Here is a 23,386-nt window from a genome sequence, read left to right on the forward strand (position 1 = left end):
GGAGAACCACAGTGCACCCGCGACAGCCGAACAATCCACAGTGGACCGGCGCTCCCGTTCTTTCCGGCCGTGGGCTGGTGAAGCGCTACGGCGCCCAGTACGCACTGGCCGGGGTCGACATCGACATCCGGGCGGGCGACGCGGTCGCGATCGTCGGCCCGTCGGGCTCCGGGAAGACGTCGCTGCTGCACGTGCTCGCCGGAATCCTCCGCGCCGACTCGGGCGAGATCTACCTGGCGGGTCAACGGGTCGACCAGCTCGGCGAGAAGAAGCGCAGCGAACTGCGCCGCACCGAATTCGGGTTCGTCTTCCAGTCCGGCATGCTCGTCTCCGAGCTGAGCGCGGAGGAGAACGTCGCGCTCCCGTCGCTGCTGGCTGGGAAGGGCCGCAAGGAAGCCATCGACGCGGGCCGGATCTGGCTCGAACGCCTCGGGCTGAAGGGCATGGAGAACCGGCGTCCCGGCGAGATGTCCGGCGGGCAGGCCCAGCGTGTCGCGATCGCGCGGGCGCTGACCCACCGGCCGAAGGTGATCTTCGCCGACGAACCGACTGGCGCGCTCGACACCCGCACCGGCCGCGAGACCATGGACGCGCTGCTCGACGCGGCCCGCGAAACGGGTGCCGCGGTGATCGTGGTGACCCACGACCGCGACCTCGCCGAATCATTGCCTACCACTGTCGCCATTCGTGACGGCTTGATCGCTTCGAAGGTCGCGGCATGAGCGCCGCTTGCAAGCGAATCATGGATATCATGCGCCAAAAAGGATTCAACACTGTCTCGCGGAGCGAGGCGATCGCATGAACTCGCTCCGCCTCGCACTGCGGGTCCTGCGCATCGACCGGCGCACCCGCACCTCGGCGATCCTCACAGCGGTCGGTGTCGCCGTCGCGACCTCGCTGGTGCTCCTGCTCGCCGCGCTGCCCTTCGCCACGCAGGTTCGCGCCCAGCGCGCGATCTGGCAGGAGGGCTACTACTACGGGCACTACACCACGAGCTCGCAGCAGGAATCCCAGGACTACGACGCGTCCGCTGCACAGGCACGCAACTCGGTGCCGATGCTCATGCTCGACTCCAAGGACTACGCGCACGGCCAGGAGATCGCCCGCGTCGACGTCGCACTGACCGGGAAGGGCGACGCCACCGCGCTGAAGCCGTCCCCCGGCCTGCCGGGGCTGCCCGGGCCGGGTCAGGCCTACGTGTCGCCCGCGCTCGCCAAGCTCATCCAGTCCGACACCTCGGCCCACCTCGCCGACCGGTACGGCAAGGTGGTCGGTGAGCTGGGGCCGGAGGCGCTGAAGTACCCGGAGCAGCTGGTCGCGTTCGCCGGCCAGTCGCCGGACTCCATACCGGAGAGCGCCCGTCCGGTGACCTCGTTCCCGCAGGGCAAGGCAAGCGTCGACGGCATGCTCACGTTGCTGGCCTGGGTCGGCATCATCGTGCTGCTCGTGCCGAGCCTGGTGCTCGTCGCGTCCTCGGCCCGGCTCACCGCGGCCCGGCGGGAACGGCGGCTGGCCGCGATCCGGCTGGCGGGGGCCACCCCCGGCCAGGTGACCGGCATGGTCGCCGCCGAGACCACGTTGTCGGCCGCGATCGGCGCGCTGGCCGGGCTCGCCGTCAGCCCGGGCCTGGCCGCGCTGGCGACCTTTGTGCCGTGGGACGGCGGCACCTGGCAGACCTCGGACTTCGCACTGCCGGTCGGGCTGGCCGCCGCGCTGGTCGTCGCGCTGCCGGTGCTGGTGGTGCTGGCAGGGGTGCTCGGCCTGCGCCGGGTGCTGAAGACGCCGTTGTTCGCGGCGGGCAACCACACGCCGAAGCCGCTGAAGTGGTGGCGCCTGCTGGCGCTGCCCGCGGCCGGATTGTTCTTCCTCTACGCGATTTCCACGTCGAAGGAGAACTCCAACGGCATGGCCCTGGTGATGGGCGGGCTGTTCCTGCTGGTCGGGTCCGCGATGGTGGTCGGGCCGTGGGTGACGTCCGCGGTGGGCGGCACGTTCGTGCGGATCTGGCGCCGCCCGGCGGCGCTGCTGGCGGGCCGGCGGCTGCGGGAGGACCCGAAGGGCGCGTATCGGTCGTCGGCCGGGATCGTGCTGGCGGTGTTCGCCGGTTCGATGGCGCTGACGCTGCTGCCGACGTTCGAGTCGCTGGCCGGTGGCGGCCGGTCGTTCCAGGACTCCGTGCTCTACTTCGACACCGACAGCGCCCACTCGGCACAGGCGGTCGACCAGGCCAACGCGGCGCTGGCGAAGTACGGCCAGTCGGCTCGGGCGCTCCCGGTGGCGACCGTGTCACTGGTGTCCGGTGAAGGCCGCAGCAGGCAGGCCCGGTCCGCGCTGGTCATGCCCTGCGCGGAGGCCGCGAAGCTGACTCGGTTCGGCGTCGCGGGCTCGTGCCAGGGTGCTCCGGGTATCTACGGCGACGCGCCGGTCGATCTCGCCCAGTGGAAGGTCACCGGCGATCCCGGCGCACAGAAGCTGTCCGCCGCCGCGTTCGCGCCGAACACGCCGGTCCACAAGATCACCAACGCGGACAAGGACCTCACGGGTTCGTTCATCATCGACCCGGCCGTGCTGCCTGCCGAGGTCAAGCCGAAATACATCAGCGTGGTGGCGCCGACCACCGACGCGAACCGCGAGGTCGTGCGGACCGCACTCGTCAGTGCCGCGGGCGGCGAGCTGATCTGGAGCCGCGAGCAGCGGCTGCACCGTCAGGAGGTCGAGCTCGGCGACCTGCGCCGGGTCACCGTCATCGGCCTGCTCGCCGCCGGGATCCTCGCCGGGTGCAGTGCCGCGGTCGCGACCGCGGGCTCGGTGATGGACCGGCGGCGCACCTTCGGCGCGCTGATCGCGGCGGGGACGCCGGTGCGCGTGCTGGCGAAGGCGCTGCGGATGGAGGCCGCGCTGCCCGCGCTGGTGGCGACGATCGGTGCCGGAGCGGTCGGGACGCTGGTCGGGATCGGGTTGTTCAGCCTGGTCAACAAGGGCTCGATAGTGCTCAGCCCGTGGATCGCGGCGCCGGTGGTACTCGGGGTGCTGGTGGCGCTGCTCGGGGCGTCGGTCTGCACGCCCGCGCTGAAACGGGTGCAGGCGGAGCCGCTGGCCGACGAATAGATACGTGCTCGCCCCTCGATTCGGGGGAGGGGCGAGTTACGGGGGTAGCTGCAAGGGGACTTTCCTCGCTCGGGGTGCGGGGAAGGTCCCCTTCAGCGCGTTTGCGGGGTGTCGCCACTGGTCGGTGAAGGCCGCATCGGGGTTTTCTCGCCAGGGGCTCTGGGCCCCTGGGTGCTGCCGGGCGTCTTCGGTGCGCTGGTCTGGGTGTGCCGAGGGCGTCCCTCGGACTTGCCACGCTCGTCGGCGCCGTTCGTCCGATGTCGCGAACGCTCCGTTGCCGACGATGAACGTCCCGAACGGGGCGTTCGCGACACATCGCGGGCCCGCAGTGGCCCTGGGGAAGCGCCCACCAACAAAGCCGCGCCCCACACCTACCGAGAAAACCTCAATGAAGCACTCACGGACATCCTGACCAGGTGCTCGGCACGTCAGGACGGGGTTGTCCACAGGGTTCAGCCGGTTGTGGACAACTCCGCCTCGAAAACCACGATCCGGTGTCACCGTCGCGGCGGTGTCAGCGGCGTTCGAAGATCAGGTCGTGGGAGATCCGGCCCTCGACGTCGGCCCGTTGCTCGAACTTGGTCACCGGGCGCCAGTCCGGGCGCGGCGCCCAGCCACCCGGCTCGTCGGCGTGGCGGTTGCGCAGCGCGGGCGCGGCCGAGCACACCTCCAGCATCTGCTCGGCGTAGTGCTCCCAGTCGGTCGCCAGGTGGAAGGTGCCGCCTGGCGCGAGCCGCGAGGCCACCAGCTCGACGAAGTCCGGCTGCACGATCCGCCGCTTGTGGTGGCGCTTCTTCGGCCACGGGTCCGGGAAGAACAGCCGCACCCCGGCCAGCGAGTCCGGCGCGACGTGCTCCTTCAGCAGGATCACCGCGTCGCCGTGCATGAGCCGCAGGTTCGTCACGCCGAGCTTCTCCGCACGCAGCATCAGCTGCCCGAGGCCGGGGTCGTACACCTCGACGGCGACGTAGTTCAGCTCCGGCGCGGCAGCCGCCAGCTGCGAGGTCGTCTCGCCCATGCCGGACCCGATCTCCAGCATCACCGGAGCGGAGCGGCCGAACCAGGCGTCGAAGTCGACCGGCCCCGGCGGCAGCTCGGTGACCGTGCGGCCGAGCGACGGCCACTGTTCTTCCCAGGCTCGTTGCTGGCCGACGGTCATCCGGCCGCCGCGTTTGACATAGCTGACCACGCTGCGCAGTCGTGGCTGGTCCTCGCTCTCCACGGGCCCAACCCTACGGCGCGCTAGCGGACGGCTTCGAACTCCCCGAGCCGGGCGCGCAGACCGGCCAGCCCGGCGACCGCGATGGGCTCGGGCGTGGTGCCGCTGTGTGCGGGCAGGACGTCGATCCAGCCGGGGTGGCGATCGGTGTTGAGCACCGTGGTGGGTATGGCGTGCCCGGACTTGCCGCGCTCGGACGGCATGAATTCCCAATACCCGGATTCGCCGTCGGCCGCCCAGGGTACGAATTCCCAGCCCGGTCGCCTGCCGAGCAACTGCGCTATTCGATCTTCGATGCGGAAACCGAGTTCCCGCGATTCCAGTTTCCCGTCCGCGACCGCGCGTAACCACCATGGCGCGGGCACCGGGCCGTGCATGCCACCCGCCTTGCGGAACAACGTCACCACTCGATCTTCGGGGGCACGATGCACCCACGCGCGCCGAAGCTCACCGGGGCCCGTCGCGGACGCCGCCGTCCGCGGGAGCTCGATGGCTTGCGACCACTCGAGATCGAGCATCGGTTCCAGCCGTGGCGCCGCCATTTCCGTGCGGGCGCGGGGAATCGTGCTGCCTACATCCTGACCGGTGTCCACCGCCAAGGATCACCTCCACGGGAGCTGAGACGGGTTCCGGTTCGTTCTCTACGAATATTTCCTGGTCACGGCATTATGTCCGCTTCCTGTGAGGGAAGCCACAGGCTCTTAATATGGTCTTAACTCCTTTGCCTGCGGTATACCATCGCCCGTCACTCCCGGTGGTCGGGTTCAGGCGTCCCGGCGCTGGGTCACCGCGACACCCGCGGCGAACACGACGACGCTGATCGCCGCGAAATAGCCCAGATATCCCCACGGCCCCATCGGTGGCGAGAGCCGCAACGTCGTCCGCAGCAGGTTTCCGCCGGCGAACTGGTCGGCCGCGTAGAACGGCATCCACTGGTAGATGTCCTTGCCCACCCGGGGAATCAGCATCACCAGGCCCTCGAGCACCTGCGTCCAGACGAGCACCAAGGTCAGCGCGAGAGCGGTGCTGCGCAACAACAATCCGACGCCGACGCCGAGAACTCCGGTCAGCAGGAAGGTCACGCACTGCCCGAGCACCGAACGCCAGTCCGCGCCGGTGTGCAGCGCGAGATCCGCACTCGGTTGCAGCACCAGGGAAATCGCCCACGAGCCGAAGCCGACGACCAGGCCGATGCACGTGCACAGCGCGCCGACCACGGTCACCTTCGCCAGGAGCGCGGGCACGCGCGAGGGCACCGCCTGGAACGTCAGCCGCAGCGTGCCCCAGTTGATCTCCGTTGTCGCCGCCAGTACCGCGAGCACCAGCACCACCGTCCGGCCCTGCGCCGACGCGGCCTGCGTGTTGCCCACGTTGATCTGGAACTCCGGCCCGGCGAGTCCCATGAAGATCGCGGTGAACACCAGGGGCGCGACGATCGCGAGCGCGGTGCACCACCACGGCGCGCGAGTGCTGAAGAGCTTGATCCGCTCGGCACGCAACACGTTCATCGCGCGGCCTCCTGCCCGTGCATCGTGAATTCGGTCGCTTCCCGGGTCAGTTCCATGTACGCGCGTTCGAGCGAGCCGGTGATCGGGCTCAGCTCGTGCAGCGTCGCGCCAGCGGTGAACGCCAGCTCGCCGAGCGCGTCACTGTCCATTCCGGACACCACGAGCGCACCGTCGTGCTCGGTGAACGCGGTGCCGCGTTCGCTCAGCGCGATGCGCAGGGCCTCGGCGTGCGGTGTCCGGACGCGGACGCCGTGCTCGCTCGTGCGCGCGACGAAGTCCTCCATCGTGCCCTGGTAGATCAGCCTGCCCCGGCCGATCACGACAAGATCTTGCGCGGTCTGCGCCATTTCCGGCAATAAATGACTGGAGACGAACACCGTCCGCCCTTCGGCGGCCAGCGCGTGCATCAACTGGCGGATCCAGACGATGCCTTCGGGGTCCAGCCCGTTCACCGGCTCGTCGAAGAGCAGCACCCGGGGATCGCCGAGCAGTGCCGTGGCGATGCCGAGCCGCTGGAGCATGCCGAGGGAGAACTGCCCGGCCCGCTTCTTCGCCACGCTGTCGAGCCCGACCAGCGCGAGCACCTCGTCGACCCGCCGGTCCGGGATCCCGTTCGTCGCCGCGAGCCAGCGGAGGTGCGCCCGCGCCGAGCGGCCGGGGTGCCGCCACGTCGCGTCCAGCATCGCGCCAACCGTCCTCAGTGGATCGCTCAGCTGTCGGTACGGCTCGCCGTCGATGAGGACGTCCCCCGCGTCCGGGGCGTCGAGGCCGAGCACCATCCGCATTGTCGTCGACTTCCCGGCGCCGTTCGGCCCGAGAAAGCCGGTGACGCGCCCCGCCCGCGCGGTGAACGTCAGCTCGTTCACCGCCACCGTGGCGCCGTAGGCCTTGGTCAGCCCTCTCGCTTCGATCACCGAAGCCCTCCCCCCTCCTGTTTTGGACGGAGGTGACTTTACGCCGAAATGGAGAGATCCGGGTCACCCCCCGATTGGTGACCCGGATCTACTCTTCCCCTATTTTCCCCTTGTCCAGCCGGTGCGGCCCCCGCCGTATTCCGTCCGGATCTTTCCCTGTGGTGGGTCTTTTAGTTACGCGTCGCGCTTCTTGGCGACGCCGATCGCGATGGCCAGCAGCACGATCGAGAATCCGGCGAAGTAGGCCAGCGCCCAGCCCGGGCTCAGCGGGGCGTCCGAAAGCGGCCTGCCCTGTTCGAGGTTCCCGCCGCCGCGGAGGAACTTGTCCGCGACGTTGAACGGCATCCACTGGTGGATCTTCGGTCCGGCCTTCGGGATGAGCTGGATCAGGTTCTCCGCGGCCAGGCTGTAGATCAGCAGCAGGGCGATGGCGCCGGCACTGTGCCGGATCAGGATGCCGACCGCGACCGCGATCACCGAGGCGAAGGCGAACAGCACGCCGACGCCCGCGACGTTGATCCAGTCGGCGGTGGTGCTCAGCGCGAGGTTGTCCTGCGGGCGGATCAGCTTCGCGATTCCCCAGGCGCCGAACCCGGCGATCTCGCCGATGACGAGCGAGAGCAGTGCGACGACGGCCGTCTTGGCCACCAGCGCCGAGCCGCGGTGCGGCACCGCCTGGAAGGTCGTCCGGATGGTGCCGAAGCGGTACTCGGTGGTCACCGAGAGCGCCGCGAGCACCATGATCACGGCGGCTCCGAACTGGTAGCCGATCTGGGTGGTCTGCACGTCCATCGAGATGCCGTCGGGCGCCGCGGCGGCGAACATCCCGGCGAGGCCGACGACGAGTCCGAGCGTGATGAGGGCGCACCACCACGGCGAGCGAGTGGTGAAGAGCTTGATGCGTTCTACCGCGAGCAGAGTCATGATCTTCGTTTCCTCGGGAAAGTCAGTGGGCGGCCGGGTCGAGTACGTGCTGTGCCTCGGCGTCGAGACCGGTGTGGTACTCCACGGCGTCGCCGGTGATCTGCATGAACGCCTGCTCCAGCGAGCCGGTCTGCGGGCTCAGCTCGTGCAGGACGAGCTGGTTGGCCGCGGCGATCTCGCCGATCTTGTCACTGTCCATTCCGGACACCAGGATCGCGCCGTTCTCGGCGGTCACCTGCGCGCTGGCCTTGAGCAGCACGTCACGCAGGCGGTCCAGCTGCGGCGAGCGGACCTTGACGGTGTTCTCCGCGGCCCGCGCCACGAAGTCCTCTGTGGACGACTGGGAGATCAGCTGGCCCTTGCCGATCACCACCAGCTGGCTCGCGGTCAGCGCCATCTCCGACAGCAGGTGCGAGGACACGAACACGGTGCGGCCCTCGTCGGCCAGCCGGTGCATGAACTGCCGGATCCACAGGATGCCCTCGGGGTCGAGGCCGTTCACCGGCTCGTCGAACAGCAGCACCTCCGGGTCGCCGAGCAGTGCCGCGGCGATCCCCAGCCGCTGCGACATGCCGAGCGAGAACCCGCCTGCCCGCTTGCCCGCGACGCTGGTCAGCCCGACGATGTCGAGTACCTCGTCCACGCGCGAGGCCGGGATGCGGTTCGACTTCGCCATCCAGCTCAGGTGCGCCCGCGCCGACCGGTTGGGGTGCACCCACTTCGCGTCGAGCAGTGCGCCGACGGTGCGCAGCGGCTCCTTGAGCTCGTGGTACCGCTTGCCGCCGATCAGGACCTGGCCCGAGGTCGGGTTGTCCAGGCCGAGGATCATCCGCATGGTGGTCGACTTGCCCGCCCCGTTCGGGCCGAGGAACCCGGTCACCTTGCCCGCCGCCACGCTGAACGAAAGGTTGTTCACCGCCAGCGTTGCGCCGTAGCGTTTGGTGAGGCTCGTTGCCTCGATCATGTCTGCTCCCTCTGAAGCGGCTGGTGCGTCGTGACGTGCGTGGTGCAGCGTGACGAGGTCTCGCCGCTTCACCCTCAGCTGTTTGACGGGACCCATCGTGACTGATCGTGGGCTCTCGGCGCGTCATCCTGAGGATCGAACCTGTCACCCGACCTGAGTAGTACCTTGCTCGCTCTCGGGCACTGGCGCGATCGGTGATGACCCTGAGTCAACCCTGAACTCGATCCCCGGGGTTCTTGCGCACCGGTTAATGAACTGTGATTCAATAATGGCATGGCGAGACCGCGGAGCATCACCGACGAACGGCTTCTGGCCGCGACGGCGACCGTCATCGGACGCGTCGGTCCCGGCTTCACGCTCGCCCAGGTGGCCGCCGAGGCCGGGGTCGCGGTCGGCATCTTCAGCCAGCGTTACGGCTCGAAAACCGGCCTCTTGCAGGCGTTGAGCCGACATTCGACCCGGGAGACGGTCACCCGGATGCGCGAGTACGCCGAGGCGGCGGACGGCGGCGTCGCGGGATTGCGTGCCGCGCTGGTGCAGACGTACGCAGGGCTCGGGGACGCCGAGACGGCGGCAAACCACCTCGGCCAGCTCGGCGTCGACATCGGCGATCCCGCGCTGCGTGCGTTGCTCGGCGAGCACTACGCCGCGGTGGAGGACGAACTACGCCTTTTGGTTGAGGCCGCGGCCCCGCACCTGCCGCACGCGCCCGCGTCGCGGCGCGCGGCCCGCACGGTGCTCGCGGTGGTCAACGGGACGGCTCTCGACTGGTCGATCCGTCCGGAAGGCGAACTCGCCCGGCGGCTGGAGGAAGACGTCGACGCGGTGCTGTCCGCGTGGCGGGGAAAGGAGGGGCAGTGAAAACACTGGCGGGCAAGGTCGCCGTGGTCACGGGCGCGACGCGCGGCTGCGGCCGGGCCATCGCGGTGGAGCTGGGCCGCCTCGGCGCGACGGTGTACGTCACCGGACGCACGACGCGGACGACGGCGTCGCCGATGAAACGCGCCGAAACCATCGAGGACACCGCTGAGCTGGTGGACGCGGCGGGTGGCAAGGGCGTCGCGGTGCGCTGTGACTTCACTTCGGTGTCCGATGTGGACACGCTGCGCGAGCGGATCACGGACGGGATCGACATCCTGGTCGACGACGTCTGGGGCGGCGACCCGTTCGCGGACTTCGAGTCGCCGTACTGGGAGTCCTCTTTGGACGATGCGCTGACGCTGGTGCGCAACGCGGTCGAGACCCACCTCATCGCCCTGCATCGCCTGCTGCCGCTCGTGGTGCGGCGCCCCGGTGGGCTCGTCCTGGAGGTCACCGACGGCGACAACGACGACTACGTCGGCGCCGGAATCCCGTACTACCTCGCGAAATGCGGTATCCGCGCGCTCGGCCGTGCGTTGGGCGCGGAGCTGGCCGAGCACGGCTGCACCGGGCTGGCGGTCAGCCCCGGCTTTCTGCGTTCGGAGGCGATGCTCGACCTGTTCGGCGTCAGCGAGGAGACTTGGCGGGACGCGGTGGGCAAGACCGCGCCGGTCGACTTCGCGATCTCGGAGACGCCGGCCTACGTGGCGCGGGGCGTCGCGGCGCTGGCCACCGATCCCGACGTCGCACGCTTCGCCGGCCGGACACTGGCCTCGTGGACCCTGATGCACGAGTACGGGATCACCGACGCCGACGGCTCGCGGCCCGATTTCGGCCGCTGGATGACCGAGGTCCACAAGGCGGGCCTCGACCCCGCGACGGCCGATCCGGCCGCGTTCCGCTGAGACGCTGAGAGTCCGTGGGCCCCGAGGGACTCTGATTCTCTCGGGACCCACGGACCGGACCCGGGTACGTGCCTGACCAAGGGGCACGTCCCCGGCAGGTCAGCTGACGCCGGGTCTCGCCAGTCCTGTCTCGTAGGCCAGGACCACCGCCTGTACGCGGTCTCGCAGTTCCAGCTTCGCCAGGATCCGGCCCACGTGGGTCTTCACCGTCGCCTCGGACAGGAACAGCGACTCGGCGATCTCCAGGTTCGACATGCCCTTCGCGATCAGCACGAGCACCTCGCGTTCCCGCTCGGTCAGCACATCCAGCTCGGTCGCGTCGCGCATCGGGCTCCCGCCCGCGCCGACGAACCGGTCCAGCAGCCGCCGCGTCACCGACGGGGACACCACCGCGTCGCCGCTCGCCACCGACCGCAGTGCCGAGATCAGGTGATCGGGCTGGGTGTCCTTGAGAAGGAACCCGCTCGCCCCGCCCTGCAGCGCCGCGTAGACGTACTCGTCCAGATCGAACGTCGTCATCACGAGGACCCGCGCCGTGCCGGCCGCGACGATCCGCTTGGTCGCCTCGACGCCGTCCAGAATCGGCATGCGCACGTCCATCAGCACGACGTCCGGGCGCAGCTGTTCGGCGAGCCGCACGGCCTGCGCGCCGTCCCCGGCCTCGCCGACGACGTCGATGTCCTCCTGCGCGCCCAGCACCATCCGGAAGCCGACACGCATCAGCTCCTGGTCGTCGACCAGCATCACCCGGATCACGACGTCAACCTCACCGGCAGCGCCGCCCGCACCTGCCAGCCACCGTCGGCGGGGCCGACCTCCAGCGTTCCGCCGTACACGTTCGTGCGCTCCCTCATCCCGATCAGTCCGTTCCCGCCCGGCACCTTGAGCCGGATCGGGGCCTTCACGGTCCGCTGTGACGACGTGGTCGCCGCCGTCGCCGAGACCAGTTCTTCCGCTCGTCCCGCGCCGTCGTCGCGGACCAGCACCTCGACCGACTCGCCGACGCGGTGCACCCGCACGTCGGCGCTCGCCCCGGCACCCGCGTGCTTGAGCGTGTTGGTCAGCGACTCCTGCACGATCCGGTACACGCCGAGCGACACCCCGGCGGGCAGATCGCCCAGATCCTCTTCGACGTCGAGGGTCACCGCCACCCCGGCCTCCCGCATCCGCTCGGCGAGGTCGGCCAGCGCGTGCGCGTCCGGCTGCGGGACCCGCGGCTCACCGTCACCCTCGTCGTTGCGCAGCACGTCGAGCAGCCGCCGCAGTTCGCCCAGCGCGCCCCGGCCGGTCTCCGAGATCGTCCGCAACGCGCGTTCCGCCAGCTCCGGATCCGACTTCAGCGCGTACGACGCCCCATCGGCCTGCACCACCATCACGCTCACCGCGTGCGCGACGACGTCGTGCAGTTCGCGGGCGATCCGGCCGCGTTCCTCGGCGACCGCGATCCGGGTGGCCTGATCGCGTTCGGTCTCCAGCAGGTGCAGGCGCGCCTGCACCTCGTCGTCGTAGGCGCGGCGGGCGCCGACGAACTCGCCGAGCACCCAGCACAGCGCGACACCGAACACGGCGATCACGGCCTGGGCCACCATATCCGGCGACCGTTCGGCCACCAGCTGGATCGCGCTCGCCACGGTCAGGACGAGGACGTAGAGCAGGCCCTGGCGGCGGCCGACGTAGACGACCACCGAGTAGATGCTGATCGCCAGCCCGGCCACCCCGGAGACCCCGAGCATCAGTGTGCTGTGGATGGTGCCCATCACCAGCAGCACGTACGCCGACCACAGCGGCGATTTCCGGCGGTAGACCAGCGCCAGGATGATCGCGAGGTCGATCGGGAGCGCGACGTACCACGGCGGCATGCCGAGGGACTCGCCGTCGAGCTCGCCGACCACGAGGATCAGGAGGTCGATGAAGCCGACGATTCCGGCCAGCACGGAATCGCCCACCATGGGGTGAGCACGCAACCAGAGGCTGAACCGTCGCACCTGGACACAGTAGGTCCCCGCCGGGTCCCGGCGCGTCGGTCGGCGGTAGCACCTTCGGTGCGACCCGAGGATGACGGACATGGCACGATTCGGTGCGCGCGACTTTTCGGGAGGGGAGGACTTCGTGACGTCAGCGGCGGAGCAGGGGCGTCTCGCGGGCCCGCTGTCGATGTCCGTGGCGAACCTCTGCCACCGGCTCCAGTCGCAGGTCTCGCCACGCACCGCGGCCGGGTTCGCCGAAGTGCTGCGCAGGCTCGGCGGCCCGTTGCAGGTCGCGGTCGCCGGCCGGATCAAGTCCGGCAAGTCGACGTTGGTCAACGCGCTGATCGGCCGCCGCGTCGCACCGACGGACATCGGCGAGTGCACCCGGCTGGTGACCCGGTTCCAGTACGGCACGGTCGACCGCGTCGAGATCGTCTTCACCGACGGCCGCAAGCAGGTGCTGCCCTTCGCCGCGGACGGCATGATCCCCGCCGAACTCGGCGTCGACATCGACCAGGTCTCGCACATCGAGGCCTACCTGACCAACGCCGTCCTGCAGGGCATGACGGTGATCGACACCCCCGGCCTCGGTTCGCTCGACGCCGCGTCGGTGTCCCGCACCGAACAGCTGCTGGGCGCGGCCAAACACCGCAAGGACGACGACGAAGCGGAAGACGGCTCGAACGAGCTCGACGACACCTCGCGCAGCGCCGTCGCGGGCGCCGAGGCGGTGCTGTACGTCGTCACCCAGGGCGTCCGTGCCGACGACCAGCAGGCCCTCGCCGCGTTCACCGCGGCCACCGCGAGCCGCGAGGCGGGCCCGGTGAACGCGATCGCGGTGCTCAACAAGGCCGACACGATCGCGCCCGAGTCGGTCGAGGGCGCGGGCGGCGACGTGTGGAAGGCCGCCACGATGCTCGCCGAAAAGCAGGCGAGCACGCTGAAACCGCGCGTCGCCGATGTCCTCCCGGTCATCGGCCTGATCGCGGAATCGGCCGAGTCCGGCGGTTTCACCTCGGCCGACGCCGAGGCGCTGCGGCAGCTCGCCGAACTCGACGAAGACATCCTCGAGACGATGCTGATCTCGGCGGACATCTTCACCAGCTGGGAATGCGACGTCCCGGCCGGGACCCGCTTGCGGTTGCTGGAAAAGCTCGACCTGTTCGGCGTCCGGCGCGCGGTCGAGGCGATCCGCGCGGAGCCGGGCATCACCGCGGGCGCGCTGCGGCGCGTGCTGCTCGACGCCTCCGGGCTCGAAGCCGTCCGGCAGCGGCTGTCGATCGTGTTCGCCGCCCGTGCCGACGGGATCAAGGCGGCGGCCGCGCTCGCCTCGGTCACCGCGCTCGCGCACGCTTCCGGCGATCCCGCGGAACGCCAGCGCGTCCACGACGCGATCGAGGTCCTGCTCGCCAAGCCCGAGGCGCACCAGCTGCGGTTGCTGGAGGCGTTGACGCTGGTCGCGTCCGGCGCGGTCGACATGCCGGAGGACCTGACCGAGGAGGTCCTGCGGGTCGGCAGCAACGCCGACATCGGCGCGCAGCTCGGCATGCCGGGCGCGGGCCGCGCCGAACTCACCGCGCACGCGCTTGAACGCGCGGGCTGGTGGCGTTCGTTCGCGTCCTTCGGCGCGACACCGGCGCAAAGCCGCGTCGCCCACGTCGTGCACCGGGCGTACTTCCTGATCTGGCAACAGATTCGCGAACCGCAGGGCTGAGGGGTTATTCCTGGTTGCGTACCAGCGCGAACGCGGCCGGAACCGGTGGTTTCCCGGCGTACATTGGATTCTGTGCGCCTAGAAAACACGACGTCCTGGCGGGTCGGCTGGGGCAGCGAATCCGAGGTCGACGTCGCGCTATACGTGCGTGACGCCCTCGCGCTGTCCGTGGAAGACGGGCCGGTGCTGCCACCGGTCGAGCCGGACGTCCCGGTGCACATCCCACCGGGGCTCGACCGGGCCGCGATCCAGCGCGATTGGTGCGGTTGGTGGAACGAACTGCTCGGGTTCCTCCGCGTCCGCGACGATCCCGATCCCCGCAACCCGCGCGGCCGCTACCGGCGCGGCGGGCTGGGCGAAGGGGCGGCGATGCGGCACGCGATGGAGTACTTCGCCGCGCCGGCGTCGCGGCATTTCGCCTCCTCGCGCGGGCCGGCGTTCCGCGGCGCCGGCGAGCGGCAGGGCGACCCGTGGGCACCCGGGTTCTACCGCCGCCAGATCGTCGCCGGTGAACGCCTCGGCCAGCTGGTCCGGGAGGCCGAGGTCCGCCTCGGCAGGCGCGCGTACCCGTTCCGGCTCGCGGTCATCGAGATCTCCGTGGCCGGGCCGGTGTGGCTGCGGGCGGCCGAGGACCAGGTCCTGGTGTCGTCGCGATTCGCCGAGGACGGGCCGCGGCTGGAGGCCGCGCTGCGCGAGGTGATCGACGAGCTGGTCTGACCCCCGAGTTTGATAAACCGAGCAGCCGGTCTAATAATGTCCGGTATGGAGACGGTCATCGACGAGCCGGGCTGGGTCCGGCGCGGTTCGTGGTTCGCGTGCCCGCTGGCAGGCGCTGCCATCGGGGCGGGGCTCTACGCCATCGCGAGCTGGGTGGTTTCGCTCGCCTGGTTCCCGTGGCAGAAGCCGTTCCAGCTGATCGCGCAGATCCCGAAACCGTGGGCGCTGGTCGGCCTGCTCGTCCTCGGCCTGGTCGCGGGCTGGCTGTTCGCCGCGGTCTGGGCGGACCAGCGGCTGATCGTGACCGTCGCACCGGGCAGCGTCCGGCTCCAGCGGGGCAAGAAGAAGCGGCGCATCGAGGCCGAGGTGACCGCGGTGTTCAAGGACGACAAGGAACTCGTGCTGCTCGGTGTCGAAGGCAAGGAACTGGTGCGCGAGAAGACCGACCTCTCCGAAACCGACCTGGCGAAGGGCTTTACCGGACAGGGTTTCCCCTGGCTGGACGAGCCACCGGCGGAGCGATGAGAAAGGTCGACCCGGCCAAACACGCGGCCAAGCGCCAGGCGATTCTCGACGCGGCCGTCGGGTGCTTCGCCGAAAAGGGCTTCGAGAAGACGACGACCGCGGACATCTGCCGCGCCACCGGGATCTCCTCGGGCAGCCTCTTCCACTACTTCCCCACCAAACGCGCGGTCTTCGTCGCGATCTTCGCCGAGGACGGGGAGCGGACCGCCGGATTCCTCGCCGAGGCCGCGAAGGCGCAGGACCCGCTCGCGGCGTTGTTCGCCGTCGTCGACCGTCTCTCCGCCGACGTCGCCGAGCCGATCCTGGTCCGGCTCGTGCTCGAAGTCGCCGCGCAGGCCGCGCGGGACGAGGAGTTCGCCGCGCTGATCCGGCGCAACGAAGCCGCGACGCGCGACGGGCTCCAGGTGCTCGTCCAGCGTGCCGCCGACGCGGGGCTGATCGACGCGTCGATCCCGCCGCTGTCCGCCGCGAACTGGATCACCGCGCTCATCGACGCGCTGATCAGCCGGGCGAACATGGATCCCGAACTCGACGTCGCCGCCGAGCGGGCCATGCTCAAGGTGATCTTGACGCGGTTCCTGCGCCCGGATTCCGCGGTTTCGGCCCCCGGTGGCGCACAGATGCCCCAGACTGGTGGAATCTCCCCGGAGTGACGGGGTTCCGGACGGGGGTCGCGATGGCGTGGTTTCGCAAGGGCGGCGGTGAGGACACCGACGAGCCGACGGGGCAGATCGCCGCGGCTGTGATCGAGGCAGCCGATCGTGCGGGAACCGAAGACGCCGACGACGCGTCGAAGCCCGATGTGGACGCCGTATCCGTAGCCGCGCACGTCGATTCCGCCGACCTGGAGCGCGCACTCGCCGACCGCCAGACGCTGATCCAGCTCTGCCTCTACGCACTGGACCGCGCCCGCAGCGGCGGCGTGGTCGAGCGGCTCGAACACGGCCTCGCCGGCATCGGCGTCCAGGCGCTGCGCCCGGACGGCGAACGGTTCGACCCGGCACAGCACGAGGCGGGCGGTGCCGTCGCGACCGAGGATCCCGCGCTCGACGGCGTCGTCGCCGAGACCGAGATCGCCGGGTTCGCCGATCACGGCAAGCTGCTGCGCGCGCCCATCGTCACGGTGTACGCGAAGAAGCCGGATAAGACACTGTGAACGCTCCCGTCAGTGCGCCGACTCTTCCCGCGCAGGTCAAAGCCGCGCAGGAGCAGTTGCTCGGCGTCGTCCGCGAAGCCGATCCGCAGGCCGCGAAGTGGGTCGAGGACATCCGCAAGGCGCGGCAGGGGCGGCCGTCCGTGGTGGTCGTCGGGGAGACCAACCGCGGGAAGAGCTCCCTGGTCAACGCCCTGATCTCGGCGCCGGGACTGTCCCCTGTGGACGCCGATGTCGCGACCGCGACGTATCTGGTCTTCGAACACGCGCAGCAGTGGGGTGCGCAGGCGTGCTACCCCGGCCAGCTCGCGCCGGTGCCGATCGATCTCGGCCAGCTGATCAACTGGGTCTCCGCGGCGCACGAGCTGCCGCCCGGACAGATCCCGCCTCGGTATGTCGAGGTGAGCGGGCCCGTCCCGTTGCTGGAGCGCATCACCATCGTCGACACCCCCGGCGTCGGCGGGCTCGACTCGATGCACGGCGAACTCGCCAAGGAAGCCGCCGCCGGCGCGACGGCGCTGCTGTTCGTCGTGGACGCCTCGGCGCCGTTCACCTCGACCGAGCTGCAGTTCCTGCGCGACGTCGGCGACCGGGTCGAGACGGTCGTGTTCGCACTGTCCAAAGTGGACGCCTTCCGTGGCTGGCGTGAAGTCATGGAGGCCGACCGTCAGCTGCTCGCCGAGCACGCGCCCCGCTTCGCCGACGCGGTGTTCCACCCCGTTTCGGCGAGGATGTTCGAGACCGCGGCGAAGGCGCCGAACGAGCAGATGGCGGCGATGCTGCGGGAGAAGTCCGGGATCGCGCCGCTGCAGGTCGCGCTGCAGGAACTCCTGGTGGGCCGCTCCGCGATGCTCGGCGAGGCCAACACGCTGCGCGCGTTGTCCAGCGCGCTCGGCGAGCTGAAGGCGAAACTGCAGGCCGAGAGCCGCGCGTTGTCCTCCGGTGAGGCCGAAGCCGAACAGCTGCGCGAACGCCGGGATCAGCTGACCGCCGACCGCCGCACGTCGACGCGGGGCTGGCAGCTGAAACTGCGGGCCGAGGTCCAGCGCACCCGCGTCGAGATCGGGCACGAGAGCAGCCGCGAGATGCGCGACGCGCAGTCGCACTTCCGCCAGGTGATCGACGCCGCCAAGCGCGACGACCTGGCCGCGCTCCCCCAGCAGGTCGACATCGCGCTGCAGACGACGTCGCAGCGGATCTCGATGCAGCTTTCCCAGCGGCTGAACCAGGTCACGAACGTCTCGCTGGCCGAGCTGTTCTCGCCGGAGGAACTCGACGTCATCCGCGCGCAGTTCCTGCGAGCGGGCGGCCCGCCGGTCGTCCTGCGCCCGCCGGACAAGAAACCGCCGACCGCCGAAGACAAATTGCTCGTCTTCATGGGCATCTCGGGCGGCGTCGGGGCGGGCAAGATCGCCGCGCTGCCGCTGGCCGGGGTCGCCATCCTCAACCCGGTGGTGCTGCCCGCGACGATCATCATCGGCCTCGGCGCCGGCTGGTGGATGGCGCGCACCCGCAAACACGCGTCGGACAAACAGCACATGAAGCAGTGGCTCGTCGAAGCCATCGCCGACGCGCGCTCCACGCTCGACCAGCTGGTCGCCGAGCAGCTCATCGAGGCAGAACAGCAGCTGTCGATGGCACTCGACGACGCGCTCGGCCGCCGCATCGACGCCATCGAGGCCGAACTGAAGGAAGTCGACAAGACGATCAAGATGGGCGCGCAGGAGCGGGCCAAGAAGATCGCCATCGTCTCGAAGCGGCTCAAGGACGTCAGCGAAGGCCGCGACCGCGCCGAAACCCTGCTCGCCCACATCCGCTCGCTGCGCGACAACCACTAACCGTCACCCGCTGAGACGCGTTCCGACACCTGGCGGCGCCGGAGCGTGACCACACGGGTGGGTCTGTGGACAACCTGTTGTGGACCGGAACCGAACCGGCATACGGTGAGTCATATCCTCGACAAACAGGTCAGCGACATCCGGCAGTACCCGGTCGGTAAGGGGGATTACCCATGTGGGTCGACGAGAGCGGTGGCACCGACGCGGACGCCAGCGGCCCGAACGCGATGACCGTCCACGTCGACGGCCAGGACTACCAGGCCGAGGTGAACTACGACGCCAACGAGGACGGCACCAACGACACGGCGCTGGTCCAGCACGATGACGGCACCGCGCAGGCCTTCATCGACACGAACCACGACGGCGTCGCCGACCAGTACGTCGTGATCGACTCCACCGGGCACGCCGTCGACCAGGCTGTGTACGACGAGCGCAGCGGCCAGTGGGTCCACTCGAGCGGGCACCACACCGGCGGGGACGACTCCGGCCGGGACTCGGGTTCCGGCGGGCACATCCACGCGGACCTGCCCAGCGGCGAGGTCGACGCCGGGGTCGCCACCATCGACACCGACCACGACGGCCACAACGACACCGCGGTGGTGCAGACGAAGGACGGCGGCACGATCGCCTTCACCGACAAGAACGGCGACGGCGAAGCCGACATCGCGGTGCAAACCGACGCGAGCGGGCACACCACCACGTTCGAGCACACCGGGCACGGCCAGTGGACGCAGACCGGCAGCGGTGTCATGGATTCCGACTCCGCGCCGTCGGCGGCGATGTCCGGTGGCGATCCGGCGGGCGACGCCGCGTGGGGCCGCCCCGGCACCGAAACGCTGGAGGGCGTGGCCAAGATCGACTCCGGTACCGGGCAGTGGATCAGCCCCAACTAATGGCAAACTAATGTAATCCAGGTCACATTCCTGCGATTCACTCGAGGCCTGGCACGCACGCGTGCCGGGCCTTTGCCATACCCGGCGGGGTGCAATTCGGCATCGAATGTGTGACCCGGCCCGTGTGATGTGGCCCCGCTCACCGAAGAATTTTCGGCGGATGGCCCGTTCCGGTGACGACTGAATCGATTCCCTTATCGTTCTTGTGAGAGAACCGACAGGTCAGCTCTCGGTTACCTGCCGGTCATCCGGCTACTCTCGGGGAATCCCAAAACCCGCACACCGGTCCCCAGCCGGTGTGCGAAGCCATTCGGTCGCCGGCAATGAGGCCCGCACCTGAACAGCGTCGTTCCGGTGTGGGCTCTTTTGTCGTCGGAAGTCAGGAGTAGAGATGACCGCAGTCGCCATCCCCGGACTGGACAACGCGCCGACGACGCACAGTGGCGTGCTGTCCTGGGTCAGGGAGGTCGCCGAGCTGACCACCCCCGACCGCGTGGTGTGGGTGGACGGTTCCGACGAAGAAGCCGCCAGGATCAACGCGGAACTGGTCGAAGCGGGCACTTTCGTGCAACTGGACGCGAAGCCGAACTCCTACTGGGCCGCGTCCGACCCGAATGACGTCGCCCGTGTCGAGGAACGGACGTTCATCTGTTCCGAGCGCGCGGAGGACGCCGGGCCGACCAACAACTGGATGGACCCGGCCGAGATGAAGGCCACCATGACCGAGCTGTTCCGCGGCTCGATGCGGGGACGCACGATGTACGTCATCCCGTTCTGCATGGGCCCGCTCGGCGACGAAAACCCCAAACTGGGCATCGAAATCACCGACTTCGCCTACGTCGTCGCCTCGATGCGCGTGATGACGCGCGCGGGCAAGGCCGCGCTGGACAAGTTCGTCGCGCCCGACGGCACCGAGCGCGAGTTCGTCCCCGCGCTGCACTCCGTCGGCGCGCCGCTGGAGCCCGGCCAGAAGGACGTGTCGTGGCCGTGCAACCCGATCAAGTACATCTCGCACTTCCCCGAGGAGCGGCTGATCTGGAGCTACGGTTCCGGCTACGGCGGGAACTCCTTGCTGGGCAAGAAGTGCTACTCGCTGCGCATCGGCTCGGTCATCGCCCGTGACGAGGGCTGGCTGGCCGAGCACATGCTGATCCTCAAGCTGATCTCGCCGGAGGACAAGGTCCACTACGTCGCGGCCGCTTTCCCGAGCGCCTGCGGCAAGACCAACCTCGCGATGCTCCAGCCGACCATTCCCGGCTGGCGCGCGGAGACCCTCGGCGACGACATCGCGTGGATGCGCTTCGGCGAGGACGGCCGCCTGTACGCGGTGAACCCGGAGTTCGGCTTCTTCGGCGTCGCGCCCGGCACCGACTGGCACACCAACCCGAACGCGATGCGCACCATCGAAAAGGGCAACACCGTCTTCACCAACGTCGCGCTCACCGACGACGGCGACATCTGGTGGGAGGGCATGGAGAACAAGCCCGCCCACGCCACGTCCTGGAAGAAGCAGGACTGGACGCCGGAGTCCGAGGAGAAGGCGGCGCACCCGAACTCGCGCTACTGCACGCCGATGTCGCAGTGCCCGATCCTGGCGCCGGAGTGGGACGACCCGAAGGGCGTGCCGATCTCGGCGATCCTGTTCGGTGGCCGCCGCAAGACCACGGTGCCGCTGGTGAACGAGGCCCGCGACTGGCAGCACGGCGTGTTCATGGGCGCCACCATGTCGTCGGAGACCACGGCCGCCGCGGCCGGTGCGGTCGGTAACGTCCGTCGCGACCCGATGGCGATGCTGCCGTTCCTCGGCTACCACGCCGGTGACTACTTCAAGCACTGGCTGGACCTCGGCAAGAACGCCGACGCGAACAAGCTGCCGAAGATCTTCTACGTCAACTGGTTCCGCCGCGGCGACGACGGCCGGTTCCTGTGGCCGGGCTTCGGCGAGAACTCGCGCGTGCTGAAGTGGGTTCTGGAGCGCGTCGAGGGCAAGGGCAACGCGACCGAGACCCCGGTCGGTTTCGTGCCGAAGGCCGAGGATCTCGACACCGAGGGCCTGACCGAGCCGCTCGCCGACATCCAGGCCGCGCTCGACGTCCACGCCGAGGAGTGGCGTCAGGAGCTGCCGCTGATCGAGGAGTGGTTCGAGAAGATCGGCGACAAGGTGCCCAGCTCGCTGCGTGACGAGCTCGACGCCCTGCGCCAGCGTCTCGGCTGACCCGGTTCTGTTCGAAGGGGACGTGCCTCGTTTCGCGGGGGACGTCCCCTTCGTCCTTTTAATGGGTAAGTTCAGCGATGGATTTCGTCGAGATAGGTCAGGTTCAGCGGCCTGAACATGTTCTCCCTCGCCACCGCGCTGAGTGCCGAATCGTGCAGGCTGTAACCGCTGCTGTCGGCGAAACTGGTCAGTGCGTGCGATTTTCCTTTCCGGTCACGGAATTCGATTCCCCAGCTGAAGACCTCGTCCTCGCTGTGCAACAGGAAGCCACGCGCCGCCGAGGCGTCGACGAGTGCCTGCGCGGCTTCGAGCCGCCGCCGTTCGGCGCGTTCGATAGGATTTTCGGCCATGTGACCACGCTATTGCGCCGCACGTCGTAACGCGCGTAGCCGACCGGTTGAAGTCGCGGAGCCGGTGTTTACCGTCGTAGACATCGCCTGCTTTCGGGTGAGTACCGTGAGGACCATGTCCGACGCCGGGGAGAGACCGTTCAGATTCGGCGTGACCATGACCGTGCCCGGGTCGCGGACCGCGTGGGCCGAGAAGTGCCGCAAGGCCGAAGAGCTCGGCTACGACGTCATCGGCGTGGCCGATCACCTCGGCATGGCCCCGCCCTTTCCGGCGCTGGTCCTCGCGGCCGAGGTGACCGAGCGGGTGCGCCTGGCCACGTTCGTGCTCAACGCCGGTTTCTGGAACCCGGCCCTGCTCGCCCGGGATGCCGCGGGCACCGACCAGTTCACCGGGGGACGCCTCGAACTCGGCCTTGGCGTGGGGTACGTCAAGGCCGAATTCGACGACGCCGGGATTCCGTGGACCGCCGCGGGCGACCGCGTCGACACCCTCGGACACACGATCAAGAAACTCAAGCGGCTTTTCGCCGACCCGGAGCACGAACCCGCGCCCGTCCAAGCGGCCGGCCCGCCACTGCTGATCGCCGGGCTCGGCGACCGGGTGCTCACCCTCGCCGCCGAGCACGCCGACATCATCGGCTTCACCGGCACGCGAAGGACCGACACCCGGACCCTGATTCCGGTCGACTCGGCCACGATCGGCGAGCGCGTCGAGTTCGTCCGCGACAAGCTCGGCGGTCGCGAGGTCGAGCTGAACCTGCCTCCCCGCTACGTCGACGTGACCGGCGATCGCCAGGCAGGGCTGGAAAAAGTACGCGAGCGGATCAAGGGAGAGCTGACCATCGAACAGCTGGCGGACGTGCCGACCGTGCTGGTCGGCACGCCGGAGCAGATCGCCGAGCAGCTCGTCGCCATGCGCGCACGCTTCGGATTCAGCTATGTCAGCGTGCTGGAACGTCATGCCGCACGGCTGGCGCCGGTGCTCGAACTGGTGCGCGGCCGATGATCGACGCGAGGGCGATCGGCGTCCGCGCCGGCGACGTCTGGCTGTTCGACGAGCTGGATTTCTCCGTCGACCCCGGCGAATGCGCGGTGATCGTCGGGCCGAACGGGGCGGGGAAGTCGACACTGCTGCGCTGTCTGTACGGGATGCAGAAACCCCAGCGCGGCCGGGTGCTCGTCGACGGCGCTCCGCCGGACGAGCGCAAGGTCGCCTTCCGCCGCAAGGTGTCCGTGCTGCTCGACGACTCGGACTTCTTCGCGGAGCTGACCCCGGTGCAGCACCTGGAGCTGCTTGCCGGGACGTTCGGCGCAGACCTCGGCGACTTCCGCGCGCTCATCGCCGACGCTGGGCTCGAAGAGCGGGCGGAGGTCACCGCCGGGAGCTTCTCCGCGGGCCAGCGCCGCCGTCTCCTGCTGCTCGGCGCGACGGCGCGGCCGCATCAGGTGCTCATCCTCGACGAGCCCGAGCGTGCGCTGGACGTCGCGGGCAAGGAGTGGCTGGTCGAGCTGATCGGCCGGTCGACCGCGGCGGGCGCGGCCGTCGTGCTGGCCACCCACCATCCGCCGCTGCTCGAAGCTGCGGACAGCGTCCTAGAGCTGTTCTGATGG

The 23,386-nt window shown here is 69.5% G+C and carries 23 protein-coding genes; 14 read left to right on the top strand and 9 right to left on the bottom strand.

Going from position 1 to position 23,386, the window contains the following annotated elements; genetic code table 11:
- The first annotated feature begins 11 nt into the window (after positions 1-11).
- Both ACFW0G_RS18875 and ACFW0G_RS18880 read left to right on the top strand, forming a co-directional pair.
- On the top strand, positions 12-722 hold the full coding sequence (locus ACFW0G_RS18875; RefSeq protein ID WP_378326605.1) for an ABC transporter ATP-binding protein: 711 nt from the start codon (positions 12-14) through the stop codon (positions 720-722).
- Positions 723-798: 76 nt separating this feature from the next.
- Positions 799-3,108 carry an FtsX-like permease family protein gene (locus ACFW0G_RS18880; protein ID WP_378326606.1) on the top strand — a complete coding sequence of 770 codons (2,310 nt, stop codon included), beginning with the start codon at positions 799-801 and terminating at the stop codon, positions 3,106-3,108.
- 514 nt (positions 3,109-3,622) lie between these two features.
- Here ACFW0G_RS18880 and trmB read toward each other — a convergent pair.
- From trmB to ACFW0G_RS18910, 6 genes are all read right to left on the bottom strand, one after another.
- Entirely contained in the window at positions 3,623-4,330 is a 708-nt protein-coding gene (gene trmB / locus ACFW0G_RS18885; protein WP_378326607.1) for a tRNA (guanosine(46)-N7)-methyltransferase TrmB, read from the bottom strand.
- A 20-nt stretch (positions 4,331-4,350) separates the two neighbouring features.
- On the bottom strand, positions 4,351-4,869 hold the full coding sequence (locus ACFW0G_RS18890) for a hypothetical protein (RefSeq protein WP_378326642.1): 519 nt from the start codon (positions 4,867-4,869) through the stop codon (positions 4,351-4,353).
- A gap of 222 nt (positions 4,870-5,091) precedes the next feature.
- Positions 5,092-5,835: a hypothetical protein gene (locus tag ACFW0G_RS18895; protein WP_378326608.1), complete on the bottom strand. Its 744-nt coding sequence runs from the start codon at positions 5,833-5,835 to the stop codon at positions 5,092-5,094.
- Positions 5,832-6,749, bottom strand: a complete 918-nt coding sequence (locus ACFW0G_RS18900) for an ABC transporter ATP-binding protein (RefSeq protein WP_378326609.1) — start codon at positions 6,747-6,749, stop codon at positions 5,832-5,834. Before ACFW0G_RS18900 ends, ACFW0G_RS18895 begins: the two co-directional genes overlap by 4 nt.
- A 174-nt stretch (positions 6,750-6,923) precedes the next feature.
- On the bottom strand, positions 6,924-7,673 hold the full coding sequence (locus tag ACFW0G_RS18905; protein ID WP_378326610.1) for an ABC transporter permease: 750 nt from the start codon (positions 7,671-7,673) through the stop codon (positions 6,924-6,926).
- 22 nt (positions 7,674-7,695) lie between these two features.
- Positions 7,696-8,637, bottom strand: a complete 942-nt coding sequence (locus ACFW0G_RS18910) for an ABC transporter ATP-binding protein (RefSeq protein WP_378326611.1) — start codon at positions 8,635-8,637, stop codon at positions 7,696-7,698.
- 273 nt (positions 8,638-8,910) lie between these two features.
- Between ACFW0G_RS18910 and ACFW0G_RS18915 the strand changes: the two genes are divergently transcribed.
- Both ACFW0G_RS18915 and ACFW0G_RS18920 read left to right on the top strand, forming a co-directional pair.
- Positions 8,911-9,498 (top strand): TetR/AcrR family transcriptional regulator, encoded by a 588-nt coding sequence (locus ACFW0G_RS18915; RefSeq protein ID WP_378326612.1) that lies wholly within the window; start codon positions 8,911-8,913, stop codon positions 9,496-9,498.
- Between the two features lie 5 nt (positions 9,499-9,503).
- Positions 9,504-10,403 carry an SDR family oxidoreductase gene (locus ACFW0G_RS18920; protein WP_378326643.1) on the top strand — a complete coding sequence of 300 codons (900 nt, stop codon included), beginning with the start codon at positions 9,504-9,506 and terminating at the stop codon, positions 10,401-10,403.
- A gap of 99 nt (positions 10,404-10,502) precedes the next feature.
- On the opposite strand, the gene ACFW0G_RS18925 is transcribed toward ACFW0G_RS18920, so the two are convergent.
- Both ACFW0G_RS18925 and ACFW0G_RS18930 read right to left on the bottom strand, forming a co-directional pair.
- Positions 10,503-11,159 (bottom strand): response regulator, encoded by a 657-nt coding sequence (locus tag ACFW0G_RS18925; RefSeq protein WP_378326613.1) that lies wholly within the window; start codon positions 11,157-11,159, stop codon positions 10,503-10,505.
- Positions 11,156-12,352 (bottom strand): sensor histidine kinase, encoded by a 1,197-nt coding sequence (locus tag ACFW0G_RS18930; protein WP_378326644.1) that lies wholly within the window; start codon positions 12,350-12,352, stop codon positions 11,156-11,158. Before ACFW0G_RS18930 ends, ACFW0G_RS18925 begins: the two co-directional genes overlap by 4 nt.
- 115 nt (positions 12,353-12,467) lie before the next feature.
- Here ACFW0G_RS18930 and ACFW0G_RS18935 point away from each other — a divergent pair, with 115 nt between their 5' ends.
- The 8 genes from ACFW0G_RS18935 to ACFW0G_RS18970 all read left to right on the top strand — a co-directional run bounded on the left by ACFW0G_RS18935 (position 12,468) and on the right by ACFW0G_RS18970 (position 21,425).
- On the top strand, positions 12,468-14,084 hold the full coding sequence (locus tag ACFW0G_RS18935; protein WP_378326614.1) for a dynamin family protein: 1,617 nt from the start codon (positions 12,468-12,470) through the stop codon (positions 14,082-14,084).
- Between the two features lie 72 nt (positions 14,085-14,156).
- Positions 14,157-14,801 (top strand): hypothetical protein, encoded by a 645-nt coding sequence (locus tag ACFW0G_RS18940; RefSeq protein ID WP_378326615.1) that lies wholly within the window; start codon positions 14,157-14,159, stop codon positions 14,799-14,801.
- Between the two features lie 45 nt (positions 14,802-14,846).
- On the top strand, positions 14,847-15,326 hold the full coding sequence (locus tag ACFW0G_RS18945) for a hypothetical protein (RefSeq protein ID WP_378326616.1): 480 nt from the start codon (positions 14,847-14,849) through the stop codon (positions 15,324-15,326).
- Complete coding sequence (locus tag ACFW0G_RS18950; protein WP_378326617.1) at positions 15,323-15,979, top strand: TetR/AcrR family transcriptional regulator; 657 nt, start codon at positions 15,323-15,325, stop codon at positions 15,977-15,979. The genes ACFW0G_RS18945 and ACFW0G_RS18950 overlap by 4 nt, the downstream gene beginning before the upstream one ends.
- A gap of 23 nt (positions 15,980-16,002) precedes the next feature.
- On the top strand, positions 16,003-16,482 hold the full coding sequence (grpE, locus tag ACFW0G_RS18955; protein ID WP_378326618.1) for a nucleotide exchange factor GrpE: 480 nt from the start codon (positions 16,003-16,005) through the stop codon (positions 16,480-16,482).
- Positions 16,479-18,317, top strand: a complete 1,839-nt coding sequence (locus ACFW0G_RS18960) for a dynamin family protein (RefSeq protein WP_378326619.1) — start codon at positions 16,479-16,481, stop codon at positions 18,315-18,317. Before grpE ends, ACFW0G_RS18960 begins: the two co-directional genes overlap by 4 nt.
- A 173-nt stretch (positions 18,318-18,490) precedes the next feature.
- Positions 18,491-19,210: a hypothetical protein gene (locus ACFW0G_RS18965; protein ID WP_378326620.1), complete on the top strand. Its 720-nt coding sequence runs from the start codon at positions 18,491-18,493 to the stop codon at positions 19,208-19,210.
- 391 nt (positions 19,211-19,601) lie between these two features.
- Complete coding sequence (locus tag ACFW0G_RS18970; protein ID WP_378326621.1) at positions 19,602-21,425, top strand: phosphoenolpyruvate carboxykinase (GTP); 1,824 nt, start codon at positions 19,602-19,604, stop codon at positions 21,423-21,425.
- Positions 21,426-21,496: 71 nt separating this feature from the next.
- Here ACFW0G_RS18970 and ACFW0G_RS18975 read toward each other — a convergent pair whose 3' ends face one another.
- Positions 21,497-21,775, bottom strand: a complete 279-nt coding sequence (locus ACFW0G_RS18975; protein ID WP_378326622.1) for a hypothetical protein — start codon at positions 21,773-21,775, stop codon at positions 21,497-21,499.
- A 115-nt stretch (positions 21,776-21,890) separates the two neighbouring features.
- Between ACFW0G_RS18975 and ACFW0G_RS18980 the strand changes: the two genes are divergently transcribed.
- Positions 21,891-22,781, top strand: coding sequence for a TIGR03621 family F420-dependent LLM class oxidoreductase (locus ACFW0G_RS18980; RefSeq protein ID WP_378326623.1), 891 nt, complete (start codon positions 21,891-21,893; stop codon positions 22,779-22,781).
- Positions 22,778-23,383, top strand: coding sequence for an ATP-binding cassette domain-containing protein (locus ACFW0G_RS18985; protein ID WP_378326624.1), 606 nt, complete (start codon positions 22,778-22,780; stop codon positions 23,381-23,383). The genes ACFW0G_RS18980 and ACFW0G_RS18985 overlap by 4 nt, the downstream gene beginning before the upstream one ends.
- Positions 23,384-23,386 lie beyond the last annotated feature (3 nt).

This window comes from Amycolatopsis sp. NPDC058986 (genome assembly GCF_042741125.1).
Taxonomy (GTDB): Bacteria; Actinomycetota; Actinomycetes; order Mycobacteriales; family Pseudonocardiaceae; genus Amycolatopsis.

What these genes read in the sequence shown, in the direction of transcription:
- ACFW0G_RS18890 (WP_378326642.1), bottom strand. Translation starts at nt 4,869, where the DNA reads ATGGCGGCGCCACGGCTGGAACCGATGCTCGATCTCGAGTGGTCGCAA.
- ACFW0G_RS18930 (WP_378326644.1), bottom strand. Translation starts at nt 12,352, where the DNA reads ATGGTGGGCGATTCCGTGCTGGCCGGAATCGTCGGCTTCATCGACCTC.
- ACFW0G_RS18965 (WP_378326620.1), top strand. Translation starts at nt 18,491, where the DNA reads ATGTGGGTCGACGAGAGCGGTGGCACCGACGCGGACGCCAGCGGCCCG.
- grpE (WP_378326618.1), top strand. Translation starts at nt 16,003, where the DNA reads ATGGCGTGGTTTCGCAAGGGCGGCGGTGAGGACACCGACGAGCCGACG.
- ACFW0G_RS18950 (WP_378326617.1), top strand. Translation starts at nt 15,323, where the DNA reads ATGAGAAAGGTCGACCCGGCCAAACACGCGGCCAAGCGCCAGGCGATT.
- ACFW0G_RS18985 (WP_378326624.1), top strand. Translation starts at nt 22,778, where the DNA reads ATGATCGACGCGAGGGCGATCGGCGTCCGCGCCGGCGACGTCTGGCTG.
- ACFW0G_RS18895 (WP_378326608.1), bottom strand. Translation starts at nt 5,835, where the DNA reads ATGAACGTGTTGCGTGCCGAGCGGATCAAGCTCTTCAGCACTCGCGCG.
- ACFW0G_RS18970 (WP_378326621.1), top strand. Translation starts at nt 19,602, where the DNA reads ATGACCGCAGTCGCCATCCCCGGACTGGACAACGCGCCGACGACGCAC.
- ACFW0G_RS18980 (WP_378326623.1), top strand. Translation starts at nt 21,891, where the DNA reads ATGTCCGACGCCGGGGAGAGACCGTTCAGATTCGGCGTGACCATGACC.
- ACFW0G_RS18910 (WP_378326611.1), bottom strand. Translation starts at nt 8,637, where the DNA reads ATGATCGAGGCAACGAGCCTCACCAAACGCTACGGCGCAACGCTGGCG.
- ACFW0G_RS18880 (WP_378326606.1), top strand. Translation starts at nt 799, where the DNA reads ATGAACTCGCTCCGCCTCGCACTGCGGGTCCTGCGCATCGACCGGCGC.
- ACFW0G_RS18945 (WP_378326616.1), top strand. Translation starts at nt 14,847, where the DNA reads ATGGAGACGGTCATCGACGAGCCGGGCTGGGTCCGGCGCGGTTCGTGG.
- ACFW0G_RS18905 (WP_378326610.1), bottom strand. Translation starts at nt 7,673, where the DNA reads ATGACTCTGCTCGCGGTAGAACGCATCAAGCTCTTCACCACTCGCTCG.
- ACFW0G_RS18975 (WP_378326622.1), bottom strand. Translation starts at nt 21,775, where the DNA reads ATGGCCGAAAATCCTATCGAACGCGCCGAACGGCGGCGGCTCGAAGCC.
- ACFW0G_RS18915 (WP_378326612.1), top strand. Translation starts at nt 8,911, where the DNA reads ATGGCGAGACCGCGGAGCATCACCGACGAACGGCTTCTGGCCGCGACG.
- ACFW0G_RS18935 (WP_378326614.1), top strand. Translation starts at nt 12,468, where the DNA reads ATGGCACGATTCGGTGCGCGCGACTTTTCGGGAGGGGAGGACTTCGTG.